Source organism: Bacillus cereus group sp. BfR-BA-01523 (assembly GCF_022662615.1).
GTDB lineage: Bacteria > Bacillota > Bacilli > Bacillales > Bacillaceae_G > Bacillus_A > Bacillus_A mycoides.
In genome coordinates this window covers 103,588-129,792 of the sequence record NZ_JAKUDX010000004.1, presented here as the reverse complement: position 1 = coordinate 129,792, position 26,205 = coordinate 103,588, and the positions used below count along the sequence as shown (strand labels likewise).

Genomic DNA, 26,205 nt, shown 5'->3' with positions numbered 1-26,205 from the left:
ATTTTTGTAATCGCAATAACCTGTCCAAACTTTTCAAGTTTAGCATACATATTATGCAGTAGTAGATTAGAAAGGAGCACTATATATGTCTTGTTATTACTACTGTAAGAATTGTGAGAGTTACCAAAAGAAAAATCATGATTGCTGTAAAAAAAGAAGTGATTATTATAATAAGTGCGGTAAAAGATGTGATGACTGTTCTTGCGATCATAAGGAGAATAACCTTGTAAGAGCATCTGCTTTTAGAGCTGTAAATACAGTTAATCAAAACCTTCCAGCTAATACTTTTGTTAAAGTATTATTTCAAAATGAACAATTTGATTTAGCGAACGAATATAACCCAGTAACATCAGATTTTACTCCGAAGACTAGAGGAGTTTATTCCGTAATTGGGACGATTGGTTTCTTTCCGAACGATACAAATTTAAATTATAGAGCGCGTGTAGAAGTTCGAGTGAATGGAAATGCGGCAATTGCTATAGATAACGACTTTTTTGGTCCGATAAATTTCGGTAATGTCGTAAGTGTTTCAACAATACTTCAATTACATGCAGGTGATATTGTCGAGATTTTTGCACAAAGTAGTATAGATGGCGTTATTAGTAGTACAGAAGACGGTTCTCATTTTGAGGCTGCAAGATTCCCATCTCCAATTGTATAAATATTAAAAAGGAAAAAATTTATTAACTCTGCTTTTCGGTGGAGTTTTTTAATTTCATAATAGCAATAGCTCGTCCAAACTTTTTAAATTTATTTTGCATAGTATACAACAATAGATTTAGAAAGGGGATATAAATATGTCTTATTATTATTGTAAGCATTGCAATGGCTATAAAAAGACAAAGCATACTTGTTGTAAGAAGAGTACAGATTATTACGATAAGTGTTGTGATAATGAGAAAGATAAACTTGTAAGGGCATCTGCTTTTAGAGCGGTTAGTACAGTAGATCAAAATGTCACTGCAAATACTTTTGTTAAAGTATTATTCCAAAATGAACAGTTTGATTTAGCGAATGAATATAATCCAGTAACATCAGATTTTATTCCGAAGACTAGAGGGGTTTATTCTATTATTGGTACAATCAGCTTTGCACCTAATGATAGTAATACGAATTATAGAGCGCGTGTAGAAATTCGGGTAAATGATAATCCAGCTATAGCGATAGATAATGACTTTTTTGGTCCACCCAATTTTGCAAATGTCGTAGCTGTTTCAACAATACTTCAATTACATGCAGGAGATGTAGTTGAAATTTTTGCTGAGAGTGATGTAGATGGACTGATTATACAAAATGATCCAGGATTTATTAGTACGCATTTTGAAGCTGCAAGATTCCCATCTCCAATAAAATAAAAGACATGTTTGTGATTTATGGACTATTTTTTTGAAAAAGGCTCTACCTTATGGTAGGGCCTTTTAGTTAAAGGTGTTAAATTGGTAATATATTAAAATAAGTTCATAAACACTTGATAAGCAACACCTAGAGTTAATACGATAGCTAACAGTTTTGCTACCCATCTCGTTGCATTTAAATTTAGTAAAAGGGAATGACATATACTAAATGTAATGCCGAGTGTTAAAAGAATTGCGATAAGATATAAAATTAATAGGAATAAAGGTTGCTCTATGGAGCCGAAGTCAATTTTGGATGGATTCATGTAATATGTACCTCGGTTTTTATTAATATATTAATGAAATAATGAAGAATATAAGGAATTGGAAGAGTAATGTAATAAATACTATAAAAGTAAATTTGAAGTTATGGATGGAGTAGATAAAATAATCTTTGAAAGACTATTCAGAGCCAACATTTGTTTAAGTTTAATATACAAGAACGAACGTTCTTGGTATACTGGAAAATAAAAAAGGTGCGTTTACATGACAAATTTTAGTAATATAATTGAAAAACTAGATGAAATGATTTACAAACCTAATAATCTATTAATTACTAAACGAAAAGAAGAAAAGCAAAATTCAGAATATGCAGGAGGGGTATTCCAGCTAAATAATAGAAGCATCCGATTTAGGGTATCAAAAATTACGCCTAATAAGATTGGACAATTTGTATCTTTTTGGGAGAAGAATGCCTCTATGAGCAATCAGGCATTTTCTTATGATTCAGCTCCTAACCTTTTAGTTATCACTTGTATAGCGGATAATAAACTAGGACAATTTATTTTTCCAAAAGAGATTCTTCTAAAAGAAAAAATATTAAAAACTCAAAATCAAAAAGGGAAAATGGCTATGAGGGTTTACCCTATTTGGGATAAACCTATTAGTAATCAAGCTAAGAAGAGTCAATTGTGGCAACTTCATTATTTTGTCGATTTAAGTGATACTGAAAATGTAGCTACAGATAAATTATTAAACTTATATTCATAGCACATAATAAAAAAATTGAAATATTCAATGTTCGTTCAAATGATATTTGGAAATATTAACAGGGTAAGCCGTTAAGTAAAGAATAAAAAAGGAGCATACAAATAAAGTATGCTCAAAAAAAGATAGGTTTTATGAGTGGAGAATCTCCATACGATAATATATGCGCATTTCATTAATATGTGTAAAATATCAATAAAATATCAACAGAATATCAATTAATGAGTTATTTTAGTTTTTTAATGAAGTCATGTTTTGTGAAATGAAAAAGAGCCGTTTCTTTTGAAAGATGCGGCTCTTTTTATTATTTTGTTATCGTACTGTTCGAAATGATAAATCATAAAATTATACGATTAACAATTTGATAATGATCGGACTTCAGTTATATATTTCTTGAAGTCTGGATATTGAGATACAGTTTGGCAGGTAGGGGTGAGTAGTTGATTAATTAAAGATACATTTGTAATTACTTCGTTACAAGGACCATAGAATGTAACTTTTAGCTTTGAATTCGGGGGAACTTTGAATACGATAGGGATTTTTTTCATTAAATAAACTCCTTACATAACAGAGGTTATATGTTTATTTCCTTTTAATTAGGAAGACATATTAATATAATATGTAATTTTTATTGTAGTTGATTATTACATATACCGTATGAGTTGATGTAATTTCTATTACGTATCAAAATAGTGTTGTGAAAAAATATATATCATGTTTATAAAAAGCTTAAAAACAGACTAATATGAGGGAATAAGCGTTAATTAACTTGCCTTTTTACAGGGAGATTGAAAAATCTTGGAGGTCATTCATGAGTATAAGCAAAAATTGCTTATATGTAGTATGTACATTATTTATAGTTTTATCCCAATATTTAGTATGAAATAAACGCAAGTTTATCGTTTACAAATGAAAAAAAAGAAGGACTTATTTATTATGGATAAAAAGAAATTATTTAGTTTTAAAAAATGATGAAAATATATTTATTTGTCTTATAGAAGCTTGCTATTAGGCGTATGGGTCTAGCAATAAAACAAGCTTTGAATAAGATAATAAAAAGGAGTTGATTAGTAATGGGTTATATTGTAGATATTTCGAAATGGAATGGAAATATTAATTGGGATATTGCAGCGTCTCAGCTAGATTTAGTTATTGCTAGAGTTCAAGATGGTTCGAATACGATCGATTTTATGTATCAAGGTTATGTGAAAGAAATGAAGAAACGTAGTATCCCATTTGGGAATTATGCATTTTGCCGTTTTATATCTATTTCAGATGCAAAAAAAGAAGCGCAAGATTTTTGGAATCGTGGCGATAAAAACGCTAAATTTTGGGTGGCAGATGTAGAAGTTCAAACAATGGTAGATATGCAAGGCGGGACTCAAGCATTTATTGATGAATTACGCCGATTAGGTGCAAAAAAAATTGGTTTATATGTAGGACATCACACGTATGTATCATTTGGAGCTCGCAATATTGATGCTGATTTTATTTGGATTCCTCGTTATGGAGGGAATAAACCAGCATATCCTTGTGATATTTGGCAATATACTGATTCAGGAAATGTTCCTGGTATTGGAAAATGTGATTTGAATCAATTAATTGGGAATAAAAATCTTTCTTGGTTTATAGGTTCAAATCAAACAAATCAATCTAGTATTGGAGACAGTAAGCGACCAAATGGAATTGGTATTGCAGTTTCAAAATATGATGATGGATACGGAATTAATTTATATGAAAATCCTGCGAACCCGCAATTTATAGGAAGACTTACGAAAAAAATCCCATATTTAATCTATAAAGGTTATTGGGGAGGTGGCGAAAAAGATATGATTTGTTTAGGTGGTGAACAACAGTGGGCTAAGTTAGAACATTTTAATGTACAATGGTTTTATGCATATTCAAAGTATACACCTGGATATGAAATTAGAACGTACGATGGGCCAAACGGGAATGATACAGGTGCGGTCGATGGGAGGGTTCCTTATCGTATTTGGAATCGTCAAGATGGATATATAGATATAGGTGGGAACAAATGGATCAAAGAAGAACATGTGCAGATTAAATGATGTTAAAAGTCGGATTTATGCCGGCTTTTTTATTTAATAAAGCTTGTCTCTGGCATGAAGAGAAATACTTGCAGAAAACACATTGATTTCACAATAGCGCTGTATAGTTCCTAATATACATTTATCAAAGTGAGGTATTTGAATTGAAAAAGAAAAAGCTATTTATGGGAACTATTATTGCATGTGTGGCGCTAACATTGTCTGCGTGTGGTTCCTCAGAAAATGTTGCAACATCAAAAATAGGAAACGTGACAGAGAAAGAGTTAAGTAAAGAATTAAGGCAAACATATGGAAAAAGTACTTTATCTCAAATGATGTTAAATAAGGCATTGCTAGATAAATATAAAGTTTCAGATGAAGAAGCTAAAAAACAAGTAGAAGCAGCGAAGGAACAAATGGGTGACAAGTTTAAAGTGGCTTTAGAGCAAGTAGGATTAAAGAATGAAGATGAATTAAAAGAGAGAATGAAGCCAGAAATTGCACTTGAGAAAGCGATTAGAGCGACTGTCACAGATAAAGATGTGAAAGATAACCATAAACCTGAAATGAAGGTAAGTCACATTTTAGTGAAAGATGAAAAAACTGCGAAAGAAGTAAAAGAGAAAATAAATAATGGTGAAGATTTTACTGCTTTAGCGAAACAGTATTCGGAAGATACTGGTTCAAAGGAACAGGGCGGAGAAATCGCTGGTTTTGCTCCTGGTCAAACTGTGAAAGAGTTTGAGGAAGCTGCATATAAATTAGATGCAGGACAAGTAAGTGAGCCAATAAAAACATCTTATGGTTATCATATAATAAAAGTGACGGATAAAAAAGAATTGAAACCATTTGATGAAGTAAAAGATACGATTCGAAAAGATTTAGAACAACAAAGACTGCAAGATGCGACAGGTAAATGGAAACAACAAGTAATCAATGATCTATTGAAAGAAGCAGATATTAAAGTAACAGATAAAGAATTTAAAGATACATTTAAATTCTTAGATGAGAAATAAGGTTTAGAAGAAAAACAGAGATTTAGCATAATGCTATATTTCTGTTTTTTTGTTTTCAATAGAAAAGGGAACTCATATAGAGTTCCCTTTTCGCGTTAGTGTGTGAGTTATAAATAGATAGTAAGACAATACAATATTACATTTAAATATTAAGAATTACAATAGGAAAATTTGGATGTAGATAAAAGGAATAAGCAATTAAATTCGCAAAATGTTGAAATGATAATGTTTTAGTTAATTAATTTTGTTAAATATAAACTAAATATATTTTCTTGGAGAGTGAATTGAGGACATAATTTAAAGAATGGTACATATCATATTTATTGGAGTATAAATTAACTTTATAGGAAGTGACATGTTGAACATTTAGTACAAAAAGATGTTCTTAATGATGATAAGAATTATTTATCCCGCTATTTGTGGGAGTCTTACTGCTCGTAAAACCCCCACTGATTATTAGCCTTCACTTTATTAAAATAGGATGAATATTTTTATATTTACTAGATTATTAAATTAATTTGGGGGAGAATATATGAAAGTTATTTTTAAGAGAGAAGGCGGAGGGAAAATTTTTGAATCATCTAATGAAAATATAAGCGTTCTATTAGCTGTATTAAAAGAAACAAAAGGGATAAAGATTGGGATGGTTGAGTATGAAGTATTAGAATATAAACTGGAATATTATCGGAATCCGAAAAAAACAGAAACAGAGAGAGAATTACATATTATAATGCAATCCAAGCATATTCAATAAAGAAAGTGAAAAATTGATGAGTGTGAATCTTACTGCCTACAAATAGCAGGATAAATGGTAGTAATTGTCGATATGTATGAAACTTATGAGGAATGAATTGTTTTACATCATAAGTTTCTAAAGCTTTGTGAGTTCGTTCATAATAAAAGTGTATGCTTTTGTTGAAGGATGGTTAATGAGATATAGCTGAAATTTGTATTCCAGAAAGAACGTTAGTTAGGATAGAAAAGTAAAATTAGAAATATAATTAGTTCAATAAAAGCGACTTCACATTAGGTGGAGTCGCTTTTATTGTTGCTACATGTATTCTATGATGCGATAGGAAGTGCAAAGAAATTTGATTAATAAAAGGGAGTAATAAATGAGTATGAATAAACTTCATATATTAAAGTTGCATTTTGTTTGAAAAATTTACATGTTGCACTTCCGTAAGAACGTTCGTTCGTGTATAATTAGAACGAATGTTCTTTCGAAGTGGAGATGTCTACAAATTCATAAATAGTTTTGAATTGGAAAGCTACGCTACGTATAAATAAGAGATGGATAAAGAATGAAGCGATAAGGCTTCTAACCGCAAGGGCTGCGGAGATAGCCTAATGAATTAGAGTTCGATAGAACTCTTTACTTAGGAATCCCCCACTTCTAAACGAAGTGAAAGTGGGGTAGTTCAAGAATGGATAGATATAGAAAATTGAGGAGTAAAGAAAATGAATTATGTAAAGATACAGGAAAAAGGAAGAGAGTGGGTTCCGTTTACAGTAATGTCGGAACAATTATTAAGTATGAAAAAAATTATTGGAGAGAAATTAAAAGTCCAAAGACCGCTAATAACAAATGAAGCGAAAGACAGCATTTCAGACAAATTATTAACTTCATTATTGTCTGAAGAAGAGATGTTAGTGACATATTTTGAAGAAGGATACATACTTACGAGTTATATGACAGTGGTTCATATAAATCCAATTCAACAAATTGTAAAATGTACAGATGCATTTTATAAAACATATATATTTTCTGCAATGGACATAATTGATGTAACCTAAAAGAAGCTGAACTTTGAAGTTTAGCTTCTTTAATTTATCTAGCTATTTACGGACAGGCAGATTCACACCTCAAAATTAGGCTGTGAGTCAGGCTACCTGTTAAAACCTAATTTTTTGAAGAGGTGAAGAACTAAATGAAAAAGCAGCTAGCTGCAAGCTAGCTGCTTAGTCCCAGGGAAAGGGAGAAAAAGATTGGCACTCAAAAAATCAATGATAGCTGTGTATCAGCCTGAGTATAGTATAGACAAATTTTAAAATGTTATACAAAAATGATTACAGATCTGGTTAGGCCGTACCAACTTGGTTTTGATCTGCTAGATCAGAATCAAATGTATTAGTCGCGCTAACCCCACTAAAAGTGTTCACTACGAAACCAACGTTAGATGCGCCAGAGCCGTTATAAGCTTTCGTATTCTCTTTTGGAGAAACATTGTAGAAATCACCTAAGTTGAAAGATCCGTTACTATTTTGTACAACTAAATTCCCAACAACTGAGGGCATAATTTTCACCTGCTTTATAAGTAATTGTTTGCATTACTATATGAAGGTATAGTCTAATTGGTTCATTTGACAAATATTCCGGAATAGAAAAATGTTTGAAGCTTTGTTTAATCAATCGAGCAAAAAGTATGTTAAAATTAATGAAGAGCTGAATTTTAAAAAGAATAAATTCGAATAATTAATATATATGGAATTAAAGGAGGCAAAATGTAATGGATAATGTTATAAAAACAGTGGATTTAACAGATGCAGAATCAAGTAAACTTATTGCTTATATTTATAGTAATGATGTCACATTGATCGAAAAAGCATTTTGTCCTAATGAAATAAAATTAAAGTTTAATGAAATAGCAATTTTATCGGCAATTAAAACCGCATATATTACGAAAGTATCTATAAGGAAAGAACTTGAAGCAATTTTTCACGATACAGGCGTTTTATTAGTAAAGCAAAATGTTGAAAGGAATAGTATTCAATCTATAACAATGCATTTTGAGCAATTTAAAAAGTTGCAAAATGAGATTGAGAATTTAAATAAAAGTATGTTATAAGACTAGGTGGAAATTTATTGATAGAGGTGGGCTCTGTTAAGTTGAAAAAGTGGATTGAAAAGTATTTGGATAAATCGAACCGTAAACATAAATATACTTTCATTAAGGTGTAACCTATATTTATCGATGTGAGAAATGTAGGGAATAGAAGATACAATTTAAAAATAATAACGATACAAACAAAAAGAGTAACTATGATGGTTACTCTTTTTGTTTGTAATATGTAATATCAAAAATACTTCTAAAGTATGAAATGAATTGATACTTAAGTGAGAAGTTGAATAAGAATAAAAAGAGTAATATTAATGGAAAGGAGGAGATGAAGTTGGAGCGAAACGACATTGGGAAACTTGTAATTATTACTGGAGTAACGCAAGGGTTAGGACGTGCAATGGTTGATAGGTTTCATGAATTGGGGTGGAACATAGCAGGGTGTGGGCGCTCAAAAAATAAAATTGAAGAACTTAATAAATATTACGGTGCTTCACATGATTTTCAAATAATTGATGTTTCAAATCATCACCAAGTTAGTAAATGGGCAAGTCGTATTCTTAATAAGTATAGGGCTCCCGATATGTTAATAAATAATGCATCGATTGTTAATCAAAATGCACCTCTATGGAAAGTTACCGCACAAGAATTTGAAAGTGTAATGAGTGTAAATGTGAACGGGGTAGTAAATGTCATTAGGGCGTTCGTCCCGGCGATGATAGCTAGGAAAGAAGGAATTATTATTAACATGAGCTCTAGTTGGGGAAGAGAAGGTGAGGCTGAACTTGCGCCATATTGTGCCTCGAAGTTTGCTGTTGAAGGTATCACGCAGTCAATGGCAATGGAACTGCCAAATGGTATGGCAGTAGTTGCTTTAGATCCAGGTGGCAGTATTAGCACTCCAATGCTTCACTTATGTGCACCTCAATATGTAAAAGAATCTCCTACACCTGAAATGTGGTCACATAAAGCAATTCATTATATATTAAATATATCAATAGATAAAAACGGTGAGTCATTGACATGTCCGGCATACATTCATTGAGAAACTCCTTGTCAAAAAGAGCGCCTGAAAGGTGCTCTTTTGTATTATTAGTACATTATGTGATGCACAAAATTACATATGAAAAATAGAATAATGAATTAAAGGTGATATTTGTTTGTTTTGAATGTACTAGAAAATTTAAATATAGGTGATGGGAAATGAACCTACGCGATTTAGAATTGACAGGTGCCTGGTTTCAAGTAGGAGGAAATCTTATAGCAGCAATTGGAACAACTAGAGGGTTTGCAGGGGAAGAAAAGATTGAGTCGGATCTCGTTATTGTAGGGAGTTCATTACAAGCTCTCGGATATATATTACAAATTATAGCAACTAATGATGCGAAAGATGAAGATAAATGTGAGAAGCAAGAGGTAACTATAGATAATAAAAATAAAGCGCTAGCGAAAACGGGGATTGAGTTATTAGCTTTAGGTAATATTTCAAATGTAATAGGAACGTATTTTAATCTCAATGAACAAATGAAAGAAAATGATTTCCTTATAATTACTGGAAATAGTTTGCAATCAATTGGCGCTTTTTTAGGAGTAGAAGTAGCATTGAATGAGATAAATGGAATACAGTGGATTATCGTATTAGGGAATTCAATGCAAAGTTTAGGTGCGGGATTACAAGCATATGAAGGTATTAAAAATATACCAAAAGAAGAAAAGGGAAAAGAAGACAGTAATATAGATAAAGAAGATCAACGTATAATAGGGCTAATAGGTATTTGGATACAGGCAATAGGTACTGTAATTTCAGCAATTGGATTAACCGAAATAGTAGAGGAACAACGATTGGAATCTAAGAAAAGGTGATGAAATACTCATTTCAATGAAGTTTGGAGTATTTCAATTTTAGAAGTAGGACAAGATGGATGTGTTAATTGTTTTTGTAGGCTTTTTCATATAGGCGTAGAATATACATATAAACGAACAGGTGAAAATAACTTGTTAACGTTAGTGAGAGGCTTCTCATTTAGTTATACTATTATATGTGATTTTTGTAATGATGAGTTCTTATATACGCTTTTAGAAATAACATGATTTCATAGGTTTGATAGTGTAGGAGATGGATGGGGAAGAAGCGAAAAATAAACATTAAGGAGTTTTTCAGACATGATGTACTTATTAGCAATTTTACTTCCGCCGGTAGCTGTTTTATTTTGCGGAAAGCCGTTTCAAGCGATTATTAATTTCATTTTAACCTTAATTTTTTGGGTTCCAGGAGCGATACACGCAGTTCTTGTCGTACATGATAAAAAAGCCGACAGGCGACTTAAAAAACAAGTTCAAGCGTATGATGAAATTAATAAAAGAAATAGAAGGTAAATTGCGATTGACATACAAAAAAGAAAGGGGATTTGATTCGCCTTTCTTTTTTGTATGCCAATCAAGTTTAAATTTTAGTATAGCGGTAAGAATTTTTAATATAAGTATTATGATAATAACTTTTAGAGTGTGCGTTTAATAAACCGGTGTAAATGCTTTCTGGCACATTAAAGAAATCATACATACCATTCTTTAGTTGAATACGTAAAATCATAGAAAAAGGATTATAGCCAACAGCAACTAATTTTTTTGAAATAACGGGAGATAGCTTCATCATTACGCAACTCCTTATTTTTCATTTTAGATGGTTTCTTGTAGAGAAGGGGATTGTCGTGTTGAAATCCTAATAATTAAAGGAGTATTATACTTATATGCAATATATTAAATGTTTGTTATACGTAATTATAAGGAAGTTCACACGAAGTACATATCGTTGTGCTATTTTTATTTCACCTTTGATTTATAAATAAGAAAATATTGACCATTTGAAAAAAAGGTATATTATTTATACGAGGTATTAAAAATTCACTTCTTACATTCTATGCTTTAAGGGGCAGTATTATTAGAAAAAATAGAAGTGAAAATAGTTTGTATAAGAAGTATTCTAAAATGTATAATCTGTGAATTGGGAAAATATTGAATGCTCCAGGTCAATATACTTTCTTGATTAAATGTATTTGGGAAAGTGACCTCAATATTTTCAAGTAAATCAACGGGAGAATTGAAAGGCAGGAGAAAGTAACATGTCAGAAAATTATCGTTCTCGAGAGGAGCGACGACAAGTTCAAAAGAAAAAACAGCCAGCTTCTAAAAAAACAAAACCAAAAGGTAAAACATCGTTTTTTCGTAAATTTTTAATCAGTTGTTTACTACTGGGTATTGTAGGTTTAGTGGCAGGGGTTGCTACCTTTTTCGTAATGATTAAGGATGCACCAAAACTTGAGAAAGCAAAACTTGTTAATCCGTTATCCTCAAAAATTTATGATAAAGACGGGAATTTGGTATATGAATATGGGAAAGAAAAGCGGACGAATGTTACGTATGATCAAATCCCAAAATTAGTAGAAAATGCATTTTTAGCAACAGAAGATTCGCGTTTTTATGAGCATAGCGGAGTAGATTTTAAAGGTACTGCTCGTGCAGTTTTAGTTAGTCTTAAGGGAGATTATGGCTCTCAAGGTGGTAGTACGATAACGCAGCAAGTTATTAAAAACTACTTCTTATCGATGGAAAAAACGTCAAAACGTAAGGTTCAGGAAATATATTTAGCGTATAAGCTAGAACAACAATATTCAAAACATGAAATATTAGAGATGTATTTAAATAAAATTAATTTAGGAAACCGTTCATATGGAATCGCAACAGCGGCACAAAACTATTACGGTAAAGAATTGAAAGATTTAACATTACCAGAAGTTGCGATGCTAGCTGGCTTACCAAAAGCACCGAATAACTATGACCCAACGAAAAAAGAAAATGTTCAAAGGGCAACAGAAAGAAGAAATACTGTACTAAACTTAATGAATAGACATGGTTATATTACAAAGGCAGAAATGGAAGAAGCATCGAAAGTACCAGTGGATAAAAATATTAAGAGTGCAGCTGAACTACAAGCGATGCCATATACTGCATTTATGGATGCAGTAGTTAAAGAAGTAGAAAAGGAAATACCAGATGTTAATATTGGATCTGATGGTTTAGAAATTTATACAACATTGGATCCAAAAGCACAGAAATTAGCTGATAATATTTTGAATACAAATATTATTAATTATCCAAATGATAAATTCCAAGGTGCTTTCACATTTATGGATACGAAAACTGGAGAAGTTCGCGCTATAGGTAGTGGGCGCGGTGAAAATAAAGCAGTATTTAAAGGGCATAATATGGCGATTGAATTAGATCGTGCAGCTGGTTCAACTATGAAGCCAATCTTTGATTATGCACCGGCTATTGAATATTTAAAATGGGCTACGTATCATCAAATCGATGACTCTCCATTTAAATATTCAACTGGACAAGAACTTCGAAATGCGGACAGAAGTCATTTAGGCCCAATTACTATGCGTGAAGCGTTAAAAATGTCACGTAACGTTCCAGCAGTTAAAACAGCTAAAGAGGTAGGTATTAGTAAATCGAAAGAGTTCTCTGAGAAATTAGGTATTACATTTAATGTAGCACCGACAGAATCAACAGCGATCGGTACAAATGAAGCGTCACCAACTGAAATTGCAGGTGCTTATGCGGCATTTGGGAATGACGGTAAGTATACGAAGCCGCATTTTGTTAAGAAAGTAGTTTATCCAGACGGCAAGTCACAAAGTTTTGGACAAAAACCAAAATCAGTTATGGCGGATTCTACAGCATATATGATTACTGATATGCTTCGTTCTGTAGTTACATCAGGTACTGGTACATCGGCAAATGTGGCCTCTTTAGATGTAGCTGGTAAAACAGGTACAACTAACTATTCTTCAAAACAACTAGCACAATATGGAATTCCAGAAAGTGCAACTCGTGATAGTTGGTTTGCAGGATATACACCGCAATATACGATGGCAGTATGGACTGGATATACGAAAGATGGTAAAGACGAGTATATTAGTAGTAAAAATACGAAAATTGCACAGTTGATCTTTAAAGAAATGATGAGCGAGATGGCTACAGATAAATCACGCTTTAAAATGCCAAGTAGTGTTATTCAAGAAGGTAGTGAATTGCGTATAAAAGGTGAAAAACGTGATTCATCTCCAAATACTAGCGTACCGGATACAACGGAACAACCAAAACAAGATCAACAGCAAAAAACTGAAGAAGAGAAAAATCAAGAGGAATTAAAGAAACAGGAAGAACTTAAGAAACAAGAAGAGCAAAAGAAACAAGATGAACTTAAGAAGCAAGAAGAGCAAAAGAAACAAGATGAACAGAATAAGCAAAATGAACAAAACAATGGAAATGGTCAAGGAACTCCAAATCCACCAACTAATGGTGGTGACCAAGGAACTCCAAATCCACCAACCACTGGAGGTGGTCAAGGAACTCCAAATCCACCAACCACTGGAGGTGGTCAAGGAACTCCAAATCCGCCAACCACTGGAGGTGGCCAAGGAACTCCAAATCCACCAACCACTGGAGGTGGCCAAGGAACTCCAAATCCACCAACCACTGGAGGTGGCCAAGAAACTCCAACCCCACCAACTACTGGCGGGAACACAGGAGAGGCTCCTTCCAATAATGGACAATAAATAATGCATTTTAAAAGCACCGAAGGTACCGGGAAAAACGGTTTCTTTGGTGCTTTTTGTATTATAAAGAGTAATATTATTTTTAAATATTAAAAGTACCATAGAAATTTTGAAAGTAAATTGATGGGAAATGATAAAAAATTTGAGTTGGCGGTATTGGATAACTAGGGCCATAAAAAGTAGGACTACTCGGGTGTGTACCATGATGCCAAAATGAAGGGGTGACTTGGTCAGTCGATTGATATTGTTGCCAAGCGGCAGGAAGTTCGATACCAACATCAGAACTAGCTGTATGAACGACAGGAACATGTATTGAGGGAGCTGATGGGACAACGGCGGTTATTCTTGGTGATACCCACATGAAAACGATCACTCCTAAGTTTAATAATAAAATAGTATATTCTTCTAAAACATATAAAGGTACATATATAGGTTTTTTGCTTAAAACATAGGCATAAAGTCGTAAGACCAACTTAAATTGATGGTAGACCATTTATTATGAAAAGATACGTCTATTAGCGGAGGGCAAGGGAACATGAAAAATATACAATTGATGTGTTGATTGTAATATTTTACGTGTTTATGGAGGGATTTTAATGGAACGATTATGGACGAAATCATTTATACAAATGACTATCGCGATGTTATTTTTATTTACGGGGTTTTATTTACTTGTTCCAACGCTCCCGCTCTTTATTAAAGAGATTGGTGGAAATGAATCGCAAGTTGGACTGATGATGGGAATGTTTACAATAGCGGCAGTTGTAATACGACCGATTATTGGAGGTATGTTAGATCAATATGGTAGAAGATCTTTTATTATTTTCGGACTCATATTTTTTGGGATAACGATGTATTCGTATAATTTAGCATCGACTATTGTCCTTTTAGCTGTTTTACGCGTTATTCATGGAGTGACGTGGGCTGTTTCTACAACAGCAGTTGGAACAGCGATAACTGATATTATTCCAGATTCACGTCGTGGCGAAGGGATGGGCTGGTATGGCATGGCGATGACAATCGCGATGGCAATTGGTCCGATGATTGGATTATGGGTTGTACAAAATTATTCATTTCATGGTCTATTCTTGTTAGCAACTCTTTTATCCTTTATGGCAGTCGTATTATCGTTAATAACGAAAATGCCATTCACGCCACAAAAAGAAAAAGGGAAAATTCAGCTGTTTGAAAAATCCGTTTTATCAATAACGGTTGTTGTTTTCTTTTTATCATTTGCATATGGAGGAATAACAACATTTTTACCGTTATTCGCGTCATCAATTGATGTGAATCCTGGGACATTCTTTCTTGTATATGCAATTGCTTTAACAATTGTACGACCTATTTCAGGAAAACTATTAGATAAGTATGGAGAAGTTTTTATCATACTTCCGGCACTATGTATTACTATTTTAGCGATAGTTGTACTAACGATTTCAAATGGTTTGATAGGTGTAATGATTGCAGCGGCATTATATGGTGTTGGATTCGGTTCAGCACAGCCCGCTTTACAAGCAGCGATGCTGACAATTGTTGATCCTAGTAAAAGAGGAGTTGCTAACGCTTCATTCTTTACTGCATTTGATTTAGGTATTGGATTAGGTGCGATTTTACTTGGAGTTGTTTCACAAATGTTTGGTTACCGTATTTTATTCGCAGGTAGTGCAATTTCAGGATTAATAGCTTTAATTATATTTGTCATTTTTGTAAAACAAAGATTAGGCAAAAAGGATTTTGCGTAAACAGGAAGAGCGAAGATGAAAATTTCAATTGAACATGATGCTCGACGATGCTTTAAGGAAGAATTGCGTATAAAGCATGATGAATCTATTTGATGTATTGTAAGGTACGGAGGAAATAGCTCAATTCAGCCCGGATATTCTTTAGGGATTGTTTCTGAGAAATTAGTTCGGGAAATAGTGTTAGTTGAGAAAGACGGTAGTTTATTTTTATAGATTTTGATGATCTTTCGTACTTTCAAAACTATGAATTAGTTGTAAGCTATCGTAAAGAAACGGAAGAAATTTAATTTAATTATGTAAAATAATAATTTTATTAAAAATAAATAAATTTTATATAAGAATTATATTTATGGGAGTATGAAATAAATATTATAAAAAACCGAGCTGTGCATGAGTGCAGCTCGGTTTTTTATGTTTGTTGAAGAAAAAGGGATTAAAGGTATATTTAGTGGGGTTATATGGATAATTGTTATATTTCGTTTTAAAAAATTGTAAAAGGATGTCTGTCCTTTCTTTATAAAAGGTGAAAGTTATTTTTGAAAAATTGTATTATTACATCGGTAAAAGTATAGGAAACTTATCATTATAAAATAAATTGAAATCTTCTAAAAACTCTGATACATTGAAATGGAAATGTAGTTTCATATTATTGTAAAGGCTTACAGTTATGTGCACGAAGATCTATTAGGATTGGAGGAAATAATGATGAAAGCTGAAGAAAAATTTTCCCCGGGATTAGATGGTGTAGTAGCAGCGGAAACGAAAATTTCGTTTCTTGACACAGTAAAAGGTGAAATTGTAATTCAAGGGTATGATTTAATCGAACTCTCAAAAACAAAAGAGTATTTAGACATTGTGCACCTTTTATTAGAAGAACGTTTACCGAATGAGGATGAGAAAGCAACAATTGAAAAGAAATTAAAAGAAGAATATGCAGTGCCAGAAGGTGTATTCAATGTTCTAAAGGCATTGCCTAAGGAAACGCATCCTATGGATGGGCTACGTACAGGTGTGTCTGCATTAGCTGGTTACGATAGTGATATCGAAAACCGCTCGTTAGAAGTGAATAAAAGTCGAGGGTACAAGCTTTTAAGTAAAGTGCCAAATATTGTAGCGAATAGCTACCATATTTTAAATAATGAGGAACCAATTGAGCCTCTTCAAGAATTGTCATATAGTGCGAATTTCTTCTATATGTTAACTGGAAAGAAACCAACTGAACTTGAAGAGAAAATCTTTGATCGTTCCCTTGTTTTATATAGTGAACATGAAATGCCAAACTCTACATTTACAGCACGCGTTATTGCATCAACGCAATCCGACTTATACGGCGCTTTAACAGGAGCAGTTGCATCCTTAAAAGGAAGTCTTCATGGCGGTGCGAATGAAGCGGTTATGTACATGCTTTTAGAAGCTGGTAATGTTGAGAAATTTGAAGAGTTATTACAGAAGAAACTATATAACAAAGAAAAAATTATGGGCTTTGGACACCGTGTTTATATGAAAAAGATGGATCCAAGAGCACTTATGATGAAGGAAGCATTAAAGCAGTTATGTGATGTGAAAGGCGATTATACACTATATGAAATGTGTGAAGCTGGAGAAAAAATTATGGAGAAGGAAAAAGGAATTTATCCGAATCTTGATTATTATGCTGCTCCAGTATATTGGATGCTTGGTATTCCAATTCAACTTTACACACCAATCTTCTTTAGTTCTAGAACAGTAGGGCTATGTGCACACGTAATTGAGCAACATGCGAACAATCGTTTGTTCCGTCCACGTGTAAATTATATTGGCGAGCGACATGCATTTAGTAAATAAAAACAACTGGGGAGTTGTTAGCGCCGCCCGCCAGATGGGTGTTTGACCGACACCCATCATTAATAATAACGAATTTTCGACAGAAAGGGAAGAATAGCATGATTAAAACAAATGAAATTAAACAAAAAGATGCATTATTAGAGGAAATTACGGACTATGTATTAAATAAAGAGGTTACAAGTGCAGAGGCATTCAGTACGGCTCGCTACGTATTACTTGATACACTTGGATGTGGAATTTTAGCACTACAATACCCAGAGTGTACGAAATTATTAGGACCAGTTGTACCAGGAACAATCGTGCCAAATGGTACACGTGTACCAGGAACATCTTATGTGCTAGATCCAGTAAAAGGCGCATTTAATATCGGATGTATGATCCGTTGGTTAGACTATAACGATACTTGGCTTGCAGCAGAGTGGGGACATCCATCTGATAACTTAGGCGGAATTTTAGCAGTTGCAGATTATATTAGCCGCGTTCGTATTTCAGAAGGAAAAGAACCATTAAAAGTACGTGAAGTACTAGAAATGATGATTAAAGCACATGAAATTCAAGGTGTACTTGCTTTAGAAAACAGTTTAAACCGTGTTGGTCTTGATCACGTATTATACGTAAAAGTAGCGACGACTGCAGTAGTTGCAAAAATGCTTGGCGGAACGCGTGAGGAAATCTTTAATGCATTATCACATGCGTGGATTGATAATTCTAGTCTTCGTACATATCGTCATGCTCCAAATACAGGTTCACGTAAATCATGGGCAGCAGGTGATGCGACGAGCCGCGGTGTTCATCTTGCAATGACTGCATTAAAAGGTGAAATGGGTTACCCAACGGCATTATCTGCACCAGGATGGGGATTCCAAGATGTGTTATTTAACAAGCAAGAATTAAAATTAGCAAGACCGCTAGAATCTTATGTAATGGAAAATGTATTATTCAAAGTGTCATTCCCAGCAGAATTCCATGCACAAACAGCTGCAGAATGTGCAGTGAAATTACATCCGGAACTTAAAGAAAGATTAGATGAAATTGATCGTATTACAATTACAACTCATGAGTCAGCAATTCGTATTATCGATAAAGAAGGTCCATTAAATAACCCAGCTGATCGCGATCACTGCCTACAATACATTACGGCAATAGGTTTATTAAAAGGAGATATCGTTGCGGATGATTATGAGGATGTAGTAGCGAATGATCCACGTGTAGATGAATTACGTAATAAGATGGTTGTTGTTGAAAACAAACAGTACAGTTTAGATTACCTTGACCCGAACAAGCGCTCAATCGCCAACGCTGTTCAAGTTCATTTTAAAGATGGTACTGTAACAGAAAATGTGGAATGTGAATACCCACTTGGCCACCGTTTCCGTAGAGACGAAGCAATTCCAAAAGTTGTTCGAAAATTCACTGCAAATATGGCAGGTCATTATTCTAGTAAGCAACAAGAAAAAATCCATGAAGCTTGTCTAAATGAAGAAAAACTAGAAAATATGAATGTAAACGAATTTGTAGATCTATTCTTAATTTAATAATAGGGGGAATTTAGAATGGCTTGGGTTGTGAATAAACAGTCAACACAAGAGGCGCTTGCGAATCGCTTCCGAGCTTTAGTAGAAGCAAATGAAATTTTGCAAATTCCAGGTGCTCATGATGCAATGGCGGCTCTTGTTGCGAAAAATACAGGTTTTTCAGCTCTATATTTATCGGGAGCTGCTTACACTGCAAGTAAAGGACTACCAGATTTAGGGATCGTGACGTCTACTGAAGTAGCAGAGAGAGCAAGGGATCTAGTTAGAGCTACAGATTTACCAGTTCTTGTTGATATTGATACAGGATTTGGTGGAGTACTAAACGTAGCGAGAACAGCTGTAGAAATGGTGGAAGCGAAAGTTGCGGCTGTTCAGATTGAAGATCAACAATTACCAAAGAAATGTGGGCATTTAAATGGTAAGAAACTTGTTACTACAGAAGAATTAGTTCAAAAAATTAAAGCGATTAAAGAAGTTGCGCCAAGTTTATATATTGTAGCACGCACAGATGCTCGCGGCGTGGAAGGATTAGATGCAGCGATTGAAAGAGCGAATGCATATGTAAAAGCAGGGGCAGATGCAATATTCCCAGAAGCGCTTCAATCGGAAGAAGAATTCCGTTTATTTACTAGCAAAGTGAATGCACCTTTACTAGCAAATATGACTGAGTTCGGAAAAACACCATATTATAGTGCAGAGGAATTTGCGAATATGGGCTTCCAAATGGTAATTTATCCTGTAACTTCACTTCGTGTTGCTGCAAAAGCATATGAGAATGTGTTTACGCTAATTAAGGAAACGGGTTCTCAAAAAGATGCACTTTCTAATATGCAAACGAGAAGTGAATTATATGAAACAATTTCATATCATGACTTTGAAGAGTTAGATACTGGAATTGCAAAAACAGTATTATCTGAAGATCAATAGGTAGAAGGATTTAGGCGATGAAAATACATCTTTGGCAAAACGAACTGCTTGATGTGAAAAATCATCGCCTTCTGTTTTCAATAATAAGATATTCCACTCATCGTAGACGAGCATATGCAAAGATCAACGAAGGCCGAAATGATAGGGGGATTCAGATGGAGAAAACGAAGTTACCATGGGATGAATTTTTTTCACTCAATAAAGATGTGAATAATACTTTCTTTACACCAGAAGATTTTTCAGGGGATGAAAATTTAATTGCAAAAACGACAGAACAATTCGTTAAACAAGAAATTGTCCCGCAAATTGAGAATATTGAACAACATAACTATAAAGTTTCTCGCCAATTATTTGAGAAAGCTGGGGAACTTGGATTATTAGGCATTGAGGTACCAGAAGATTATGGCGGATTCGAGTTAGGAAAGGCTGTCTCAGGTCTTGTAGCAGAGAAAATGGGTTACGCTGGTGCATTTAGCGTTTCTTTTAATATACACGCCGGTGTAGGTACGTTGCCTTACATATATTATGGAACGAAAGAACAGAAAGAAAAATATTTACCGAAAATCGCATCGGGAGAATGGATTGGGGCTTATGCTTTAACTGAGCCAAATGCTGGTTCTGATGCTTTAAGTGCAAAAACGAGTGCAGTATTGAATGAAGATGGTACTGCTTGGAAGTTGAATGGTGAGAAGCAGTGGATTACAAATGCTCATATGGCAGATGTATACGTTGTTTTTGCGAAGACAAATAAAGGAATGACAGCGTTTATTGTCGAAAGAACATGTGAAGGTGTATCAATAGGATTAGAAGAAAAGAAGATGGGGATTAAAGGATCTTCAACAGCGACGCTTATTTTAGAAGATGTTGTCATCCCCGCTGAAAATATTTTAGGGGAAATTGGGAAAGGGCATCACGTAGCTCTTAATATTCTTAACTTCGCTAGACTAAAACTTGCTTTTGGAAATATTGGAACAGCAAAACAAGCAATCGGTTTGTCAGTTCAATATGGAAAAGAGCGAAAACAGTTCCAAACGGAATTAGTAGATTTTACGATGATTCAAGAGAAAATTGCCAATATGATTATTTCTACATATGGAGCAGAAAGTGCAGCTTACCGTACAGCGGGTGTAATTGATGAAGCAATTCATGAGAGTGATGAAGATCTTATGAAAAAAATGTCCCGATTTGCAATTGAATGTGCACTGAATAAAGTAAACGCTTCTGAAACACTCGCTTATATCGTAGATGAAGCTGTACAAATTCATGGTGGTTACGGTTATATGCAAGAATACGAAGTAGAACGATTATATCGTGATGCTAGGATTAGTCGTATTTTTGAAGGAACGAATGAAATTAATAGATTAACAGTTGCAAAAATGTTAATGAAGCAAATCGAGCAAATAGAAGATGCTGAAGTAGAAATTGATGTGGCAAATGTAGAAAGAAACCATCGTTACATTTTATTAGCGAAAAAATTGTTGAAACAATCTTTGAAAACGCTCTCTAAAACTCCAGGTTTAAAAATTGAGCAAGAGCAAGAATATTCACGCTTATTATCAAATATGTTGACGGACGTGTACGTCATGGAATCAGCATTTTTACGTACGAGGAAAGCAGTTAGTAAAAATGGTGAGGAAAAAGAGCGTACGAAGCAAATGATAACAGGTGTTATTTGTGAAGAAGGATATCGTAAAGTAGAAGAAGCTGCGATTTCCATTCTTTCAGCAGCTGTCACAGAAGAACAAAATAGACAAGAAATATTAGCTGAAATCCGTCAATTATTAGTGCCTTTATACTCAAACTTATTTACGAAAAAGAGAGATATTGCGAAAGTTATTATAAATCGCGGGAAATATATTGTGTAAATAGGAGGAAAGCGATATGAAAAAGATTGGTTTTATCGGTTTAGGTAACATGGGTCTTCCAATGTCTAAAAATTTAGTTAAATCTAGTTACACAGTATATGGAGTGGACTTGAATAAAGAGGCGGAAGCTTCCTTTGAAAAAGAAGGAGGAATTATCGGCCTATCAATCTCAAAACTAGCAGAGACATGCGATGTGATTTTTACAAGTTTGCCTTCACCGCGTGCTGTGGAAGCGGTATATTTTGGGGAAGAAGGATTATTTGAAAATAGCCACTCGAATGTAGCTTTAATTGATACAAGTACAGTATCTCCACAATTAAACAAACAATTAGAGGAATCGGCGAAGGAAAAGAAAGTAGACTTTTTAGCAGCACCTGTTAGCGGTGGGGTAATTGGTGCAGAAAACCGTACATTAACGTTTATGGTTGGTGGATCGAAAGAAGTATATGAGAAAACTGAATCTGTCATGGAAGTGCTTGGAGCGAATGTTTTCCATGTTAGTGAGCAGATTGATAGTGGTACAACTGTTAAATTAATTAACAATCTATTAATTGGTTTTTATACAGCTGGTGTGAGTGAAGCTTTAACATTAGCGAAAAAGAACAATATGGATTTAGATAAAATGTTTGATATTTTAAATGTAAGTTACGGTCAAAGTAGAATTTATGAGCGTAATTATAAAAGTTTCATTGCATCAGAAAATTATGAGCCAGGCTTTACTGTAAATTTATTAAAGAAAGATTTAGGATTTGCAGTAGATTTAGCTAAAGAAAGTGAACTTCACTTACCAGTAAGTGAGATGCTATTAAACGTATATGAAGAAGCGAGTGAGGCAGGATATGGTGAAAACGATATGGCTGCTTTATATAAGAAAGTTAGCGAACAATTAATTTCTAATCAAAAATAGTGCACTTATAAAAACCATGATAAAAAAGGAGAGAATATAATGATTACAACTGAAATTAAACGAGTGAAAAATCATATTAATGGCGAATGGGTAGAATCTACTGGTACGGAAGTAGAAGCGGTTCCGAATCCGGCAACCGGAAAAATCATCGCTTACGTTCCACTTTCTCCAAAAGAAGATGTTGAAAAAGCTGTTGAAGCGGCAAAAGCGGCATACAAAACATGGTCTAAAGTGCCAGTTCCAAATCGTTCAAGACAACTATACAAATATCTACAACTGTTACAAGAAAATAAAGAAGAGCTTGCAAAAATCATTACGCTAGAAAACGGTAAAACGCTAACGGATGCAACTGGTGAAGTACAGCGTGGTATTGAAGCGGTAGAACTTGCAACATCAGCACCAAATTTAATGATGGGACAAGCTCTTCCGAATATTGCTAGTGGAATTGATGGATCGATTTGGCGCTACCCAATCGGAGTTGTTGCTGGTATTACACCGTTTAACTTCCCGATGATGATTCCATTATGGATGTTCCCACTTGCAATTGCTTGCGGTAATACATTTGTATTAAAAACATCTGAAAGAACGCCACTTTTAGCTGAGCGACTTGTAGAGTTATTCTATGAAGCTGGTTTTCCAAAAGGGGTATTAAATTTAGTACAAGGCGGAAAAGATGTTGTAAATAGTATTTTAGAAAATAAAGATATTCAAGCAGTTTCGTTTGTTGGCTCTGAGCCAGTGGCACGCTACGTATATGAAACTGGTACAAAAAATGGTAAACGTGTACAAGCGTTAGCAGGTGCGAAAAACCATGCGATTGTAATGCCAGATTGCAACCTTGAAAAAACAGTACAAGGTGTAATTGGGTCTGCGTTTGCAAGTAGTGGAGAGCGCTGCATGGCATGTTCAGTAGTAGCAGTAGTTGATGAAATTGCTGATGAATTCATTGATGTATTAGTAGCGGAAACGAAGAAGTTAAAAGTAGGTGACGGTTTCAACGAAGATAATTATGTTGGACCATTAATCCGTGAATCTCATAAAGAACGTGTTTTAGGCTATATTAATAGTGGTGTAGCAGATGGAGCAACTTTACTAGTAGATGGCCGTAAAATTAATGAAGAAGTTGGAGAAGGTTACTTTGTTGGTGCAACAATCTTTGATGGTGTAAATCAAGAAATGAAAATTTGGCAAGATGAAATTTTCGCTCCGGTATTAAGTATTGTAAGAGTAAAAGATTTAGAAGAAGGTATTAAGCTGACAAATCAATCGAAATTTGCGAATGGTGCTGTTATTTATACATCAAATGGAAAACATGCACAAACATTCCGAGACAATATTGATGCTGGTATGATTGGTGTAAACGTTAATGTTCCAGCACCAATGGCATTCTTCGCATTTGCAGGAAACAAAGCTTCATTCTTTGGAGATCTTGGTACAAATGGTACGGATGGCGTTCAATTTTATACACGTAAAAAAGTTGTAACTGAGCGCTGGTTTTAATAAAGTGAAATGATAATGAGTGGGGTGCATTCCCACTCATTATAAAAATAATACAAACGAAAATACACTACTCATAATGGAGTAGTGTATTTTCGTTTGTATTGTGTTAACTATTTCTTTCAAAGGCTAATTTAATACCAAACCCAATTAAGACGATTCCTGTAATCCCTTGAATATAACGCTGTGTCTTCGGTTTTTTCATAAAAGCACTAATTTTATCAATTAAAAATATATAAAAAGCAAACCAAATGACGGTTAAAATGAGATAAGTAAGTCCCATAACGAGAAGTTGTATAAATGTATTATGATTTGGATTTAAAAACTGTGGTAAAAAAGTTAAAAAGAAGACTGCAATCTTAGGGTTTAGTAAATTTGTAAGAAACCCTTGGCGAAAGCAAGAAGTATGTTTATTGTCATTATTTATTGGAACGTCATCTGTATTTAAGTCTTCTGTGTTTCTTACTGCTAAAAGGGCTTTAATACCAATATAGACTAAATATACAGCACCAACATATTTAAAAATAGAAAATAAAAGAGCAGACTTTACAATAAGTGCTGAAAGACCAATTACAGCAGCTAAAGTGTGAATTAAAAGCGCAACACAAGTACCAAAAACAGTTTTTACGCCGCCGATTTTGCCGGCAATCAATGTGTTTTTCGTAGCCATTGCTGTATCAGGACCGGGTAGAATAATAAGACATATAGACATAATAATAAACAGAAAAAAATTTTCCATAATGTTATCCGCCTTCCTTTTTTGTTTTTAGAAAATTCGATTAACGTTAGTTTAACATACATTTTAGTTAAATAAAATTAAATTATATTTAAAAATATTTAACTAAAAAGAAGAGGCAATATAGAGTAGCTGAGAGTGTGCTACAATATATGGCCTCTTTGTTTAAGCGTTAAGTAAGTTAAAGAATCGATTTACATCTTCTTCTGAAACATCACTTAATTGTTTATATTTATAATTTGGATTTTGGTCTTTATCAACTACAACGGAGCGTACTCCTTCAAAGAAATCTTCATGTCGCATGAAGTTTTTAGCGAGTATAAGATCTGTCGCGAAACATTCTTCAACTGACTTTTCTTGGCCATCAATAAACTGTTTTAATGTTACCTTTAATGAAACAGGGGATTTGGATAATAGCTTTTCTTTCGTTGTTTGGGCAAATGGACTTTGATCTTTCTCTAACGATTGAATGATTCCCTCAATTGTATCGAATGCAAAATGCGAATTAATTTCTTCTACTGAAGAAGAAAGATTGCCATCTAAGTTTGGAGCAGTTGCAAATGTACGAATAACTTCTTTTAAATGAGTATGTACATCTTCTTTTTTCCAATTTACATTTTCAAGTGCGGTAAGGAAACTTGGTAATGAATCTGATGTCATAAAGTAATCAGCAGCGTTAATATATAATACATCAGGAGCTTTTAAAATAGATGCCGTTAAAGCAACATATCGACCAGTATATCCAGGCGCTTTATTTAAGAAATAAGCAGCACCGACATCAGGGAAGAAACCGATGTTCATTTCAGGCATTGCCCACTTCGTACGCTCTGTTACAATTCGATACGTCGCTCCATTTGTCAGACCGACACCACCGCCCATTACAATTCCATCTAAACAAGCGATAATTGGTTTTTTGTATTGATAAATAAATGTATCAATTTCATATTCTTCTTCAAAAAACTGCTCTGCATGTTGTAATGCAACTTCGTTAGAACGTGCTTCGTATAGCGTTTTAATATCACCACCTGCACAAAAACCTTTCGTCCCAGCTCCTTTTAAAACGATGAGTTCAATACGCTCATCTTGCTCCCATTCTTTAAGTTTTTGCCCAATTGGTTGTAACATGTCATAGGATAAAGAATTAAGTGCTTTTGGACGGTTTAAAGTAATAGATGCAACGCCGTTTTCGCTAACAGAAAATAAAACGTGTTCAGTCATTATAAATCCTCCCTTACTTATCTTTCTATTCTTATTTCTTGATACATG

26 protein-coding genes and 1 pseudogene are annotated in these 26,205 nt (G+C 33.9%); 20 read left to right on the top strand and 7 right to left on the bottom strand.

What is annotated here, in order from left to right; all coding sequences use genetic code 11:
* Positions 1-85 precede the first annotated feature (85 nt).
* Both MR066_RS12605 and MR066_RS12600 read left to right on the top strand, forming a co-directional pair.
* On the top strand, positions 86-661 hold the full coding sequence (locus MR066_RS12605) for a C1q-like domain-containing protein (protein ID WP_242247393.1): 576 nt from the start codon (positions 86-88) through the stop codon (positions 659-661).
* 136 nt (positions 662-797) lie between these two features.
* Positions 798-1,355: a hypothetical protein gene (locus tag MR066_RS12600; protein WP_002065254.1), complete on the top strand. Its 558-nt coding sequence runs from the start codon at positions 798-800 to the stop codon at positions 1,353-1,355.
* Between the two features lie 92 nt (positions 1,356-1,447).
* Here the strand turns inward: MR066_RS12600 and MR066_RS12595 are convergent, their stop codons facing one another.
* A complete protein-coding gene (locus tag MR066_RS12595; RefSeq protein WP_242247392.1) occupies positions 1,448-1,660 on the bottom strand; it encodes a hypothetical protein in 213 nt (70 codons plus the stop codon).
* 220 nt (positions 1,661-1,880) lie between these two features.
* Between MR066_RS12595 and MR066_RS12590 the strand changes: the two genes are divergently transcribed.
* Positions 1,881-2,384, top strand: coding sequence for a MepB family protein (locus tag MR066_RS12590; RefSeq protein WP_002012628.1), 504 nt, complete (start codon positions 1,881-1,883; stop codon positions 2,382-2,384).
* A 350-nt stretch (positions 2,385-2,734) separates the two neighbouring features.
* Here the strand turns inward: MR066_RS12590 and MR066_RS12585 are convergent, their stop codons facing one another.
* Positions 2,735-2,929 (bottom strand): hypothetical protein, encoded by a 195-nt coding sequence (locus tag MR066_RS12585; RefSeq protein ID WP_002085768.1) that lies wholly within the window; start codon positions 2,927-2,929, stop codon positions 2,735-2,737.
* Between the two features lie 525 nt (positions 2,930-3,454).
* On the opposite strand from MR066_RS12585, the gene MR066_RS12580 reads away from it, so the two are divergent.
* The 4 genes from MR066_RS12580 (at position 3,455) to MR066_RS12565 (ending at position 7,242) form a co-directional block, all read left to right on the top strand.
* Complete coding sequence (locus MR066_RS12580; RefSeq protein ID WP_012260898.1) at positions 3,455-4,450, top strand: glycoside hydrolase family 25 protein; 996 nt, start codon at positions 3,455-3,457, stop codon at positions 4,448-4,450.
* A gap of 143 nt (positions 4,451-4,593) precedes the next feature.
* Entirely contained in the window at positions 4,594-5,445 is an 852-nt protein-coding gene (locus MR066_RS12575) for a peptidylprolyl isomerase PrsA (protein ID WP_242247391.1), read from the top strand.
* 532 nt (positions 5,446-5,977) lie between these two features.
* Positions 5,978-6,199 carry a hypothetical protein gene (locus MR066_RS12570; protein WP_242247390.1) on the top strand — a complete coding sequence of 74 codons (222 nt, stop codon included), beginning with the start codon at positions 5,978-5,980 and terminating at the stop codon, positions 6,197-6,199.
* Positions 6,200-6,906: 707 nt separating this feature from the next.
* Positions 6,907-7,242, top strand: a complete 336-nt coding sequence (locus MR066_RS12565) for a YolD-like family protein (protein ID WP_002085766.1) — start codon at positions 6,907-6,909, stop codon at positions 7,240-7,242.
* A 285-nt stretch (positions 7,243-7,527) separates the two neighbouring features.
* On the opposite strand, the gene gerPF is transcribed toward MR066_RS12565, so the two are convergent.
* Complete coding sequence (gene gerPF, locus MR066_RS12560; RefSeq protein ID WP_001141569.1) at positions 7,528-7,743, bottom strand: spore germination protein GerPF; 216 nt, start codon at positions 7,741-7,743, stop codon at positions 7,528-7,530.
* 212 nt (positions 7,744-7,955) lie between these two features.
* Between gerPF and MR066_RS12555 the strand changes: the two genes are divergently transcribed.
* The 4 genes from MR066_RS12555 to MR066_RS12540 all read left to right on the top strand — a co-directional run bounded on the left by MR066_RS12555 (position 7,956) and on the right by MR066_RS12540 (position 10,661).
* On the top strand, positions 7,956-8,294 hold the full coding sequence (locus MR066_RS12555; RefSeq protein WP_002031841.1) for a hypothetical protein: 339 nt from the start codon (positions 7,956-7,958) through the stop codon (positions 8,292-8,294).
* Between the two features lie 325 nt (positions 8,295-8,619).
* Positions 8,620-9,330: an SDR family oxidoreductase gene (locus MR066_RS12550; RefSeq protein ID WP_002085764.1), complete on the top strand. Its 711-nt coding sequence runs from the start codon at positions 8,620-8,622 to the stop codon at positions 9,328-9,330.
* A gap of 158 nt (positions 9,331-9,488) precedes the next feature.
* Positions 9,489-10,148, top strand: a complete 660-nt coding sequence (locus MR066_RS12545) for a DUF6944 family repetitive protein (RefSeq protein WP_002035373.1) — start codon at positions 9,489-9,491, stop codon at positions 10,146-10,148.
* 300 nt (positions 10,149-10,448) lie between these two features.
* Positions 10,449-10,661 carry a YqaE/Pmp3 family membrane protein gene (locus MR066_RS12540; protein ID WP_002085763.1) on the top strand — a complete coding sequence of 71 codons (213 nt, stop codon included), beginning with the start codon at positions 10,449-10,451 and terminating at the stop codon, positions 10,659-10,661.
* Positions 10,662-10,728: 67 nt separating this feature from the next.
* Here the strand turns inward: MR066_RS12540 and MR066_RS12535 are convergent, their stop codons facing one another.
* Positions 10,729-10,938, bottom strand: a complete 210-nt coding sequence (locus tag MR066_RS12535; RefSeq protein ID WP_002085762.1) for a KTSC domain-containing protein — start codon at positions 10,936-10,938, stop codon at positions 10,729-10,731.
* A gap of 466 nt (positions 10,939-11,404) precedes the next feature.
* Between MR066_RS12535 and MR066_RS12530 the strand changes: the two genes are divergently transcribed.
* Entirely contained in the window at positions 11,405-13,906 is a 2,502-nt protein-coding gene (locus MR066_RS12530) for a PBP1A family penicillin-binding protein (protein WP_242247389.1), read from the top strand.
* An 82-nt stretch (positions 13,907-13,988) separates the two neighbouring features.
* On the opposite strand, the gene MR066_RS12525 is transcribed toward MR066_RS12530, so the two are convergent.
* Positions 13,989-14,267: a hypothetical protein gene (locus MR066_RS12525; RefSeq protein WP_242247388.1), complete on the bottom strand. Its 279-nt coding sequence runs from the start codon at positions 14,265-14,267 to the stop codon at positions 13,989-13,991.
* A 235-nt stretch (positions 14,268-14,502) separates the two neighbouring features.
* Between MR066_RS12525 and MR066_RS12520 the strand changes: the two genes are divergently transcribed.
* From MR066_RS12520 to MR066_RS12485, 8 genes and pseudogenes are all read left to right on the top strand, one after another.
* Positions 14,503-15,648: an MFS transporter gene (locus MR066_RS12520; RefSeq protein ID WP_016094095.1), complete on the top strand. Its 1,146-nt coding sequence runs from the start codon at positions 14,503-14,505 to the stop codon at positions 15,646-15,648.
* A gap of 15 nt (positions 15,649-15,663) precedes the next feature.
* A pseudogene (locus MR066_RS12515) lies at positions 15,664-15,935 on the top strand (HesB/YadR/YfhF family protein).
* 415 nt (positions 15,936-16,350) lie between these two features.
* Positions 16,351-17,472 (top strand): citrate synthase, encoded by a 1,122-nt coding sequence (gene mmgD / locus MR066_RS12510; protein ID WP_002127276.1) that lies wholly within the window; start codon positions 16,351-16,353, stop codon positions 17,470-17,472.
* A gap of 98 nt (positions 17,473-17,570) precedes the next feature.
* Complete coding sequence (gene prpD / locus MR066_RS12505) at positions 17,571-19,007, top strand: 2-methylcitrate dehydratase (RefSeq protein ID WP_002085755.1); 1,437 nt, start codon at positions 17,571-17,573, stop codon at positions 19,005-19,007.
* An 18-nt stretch (positions 19,008-19,025) separates the two neighbouring features.
* Positions 19,026-19,934 (top strand): methylisocitrate lyase, encoded by a 909-nt coding sequence (gene prpB, locus MR066_RS12500; protein WP_242247387.1) that lies wholly within the window; start codon positions 19,026-19,028, stop codon positions 19,932-19,934.
* Positions 19,935-20,089: 155 nt separating this feature from the next.
* The gene (locus MR066_RS12495) at positions 20,090-21,799 is read left to right on the top strand and encodes an acyl-CoA dehydrogenase family protein (RefSeq protein ID WP_242247386.1); all 1,710 of its coding nucleotides are present in this window, start codon (positions 20,090-20,092) and stop codon (positions 21,797-21,799) included.
* A 16-nt stretch (positions 21,800-21,815) separates the two neighbouring features.
* A complete protein-coding gene (locus MR066_RS12490) occupies positions 21,816-22,706 on the top strand; it encodes an NAD(P)-dependent oxidoreductase (RefSeq protein WP_002031851.1) in 891 nt (296 codons plus the stop codon).
* Between the two features lie 39 nt (positions 22,707-22,745).
* Positions 22,746-24,206, top strand: a complete 1,461-nt coding sequence (locus MR066_RS12485) for a CoA-acylating methylmalonate-semialdehyde dehydrogenase (protein ID WP_113937822.1) — start codon at positions 22,746-22,748, stop codon at positions 24,204-24,206.
* A gap of 106 nt (positions 24,207-24,312) precedes the next feature.
* Here the strand turns inward: MR066_RS12485 and MR066_RS12480 are convergent, their stop codons facing one another.
* Positions 24,313-24,945: a LysE family translocator gene (locus MR066_RS12480; protein ID WP_242247561.1), complete on the bottom strand. Its 633-nt coding sequence runs from the start codon at positions 24,943-24,945 to the stop codon at positions 24,313-24,315.
* A 159-nt stretch (positions 24,946-25,104) separates the two neighbouring features.
* Positions 25,105-26,157 (bottom strand): enoyl-CoA hydratase/isomerase family protein, encoded by a 1,053-nt coding sequence (locus MR066_RS12475; RefSeq protein WP_002031857.1) that lies wholly within the window; start codon positions 26,155-26,157, stop codon positions 25,105-25,107.
* Positions 26,158-26,205: the final 48 nt, after the last annotated feature.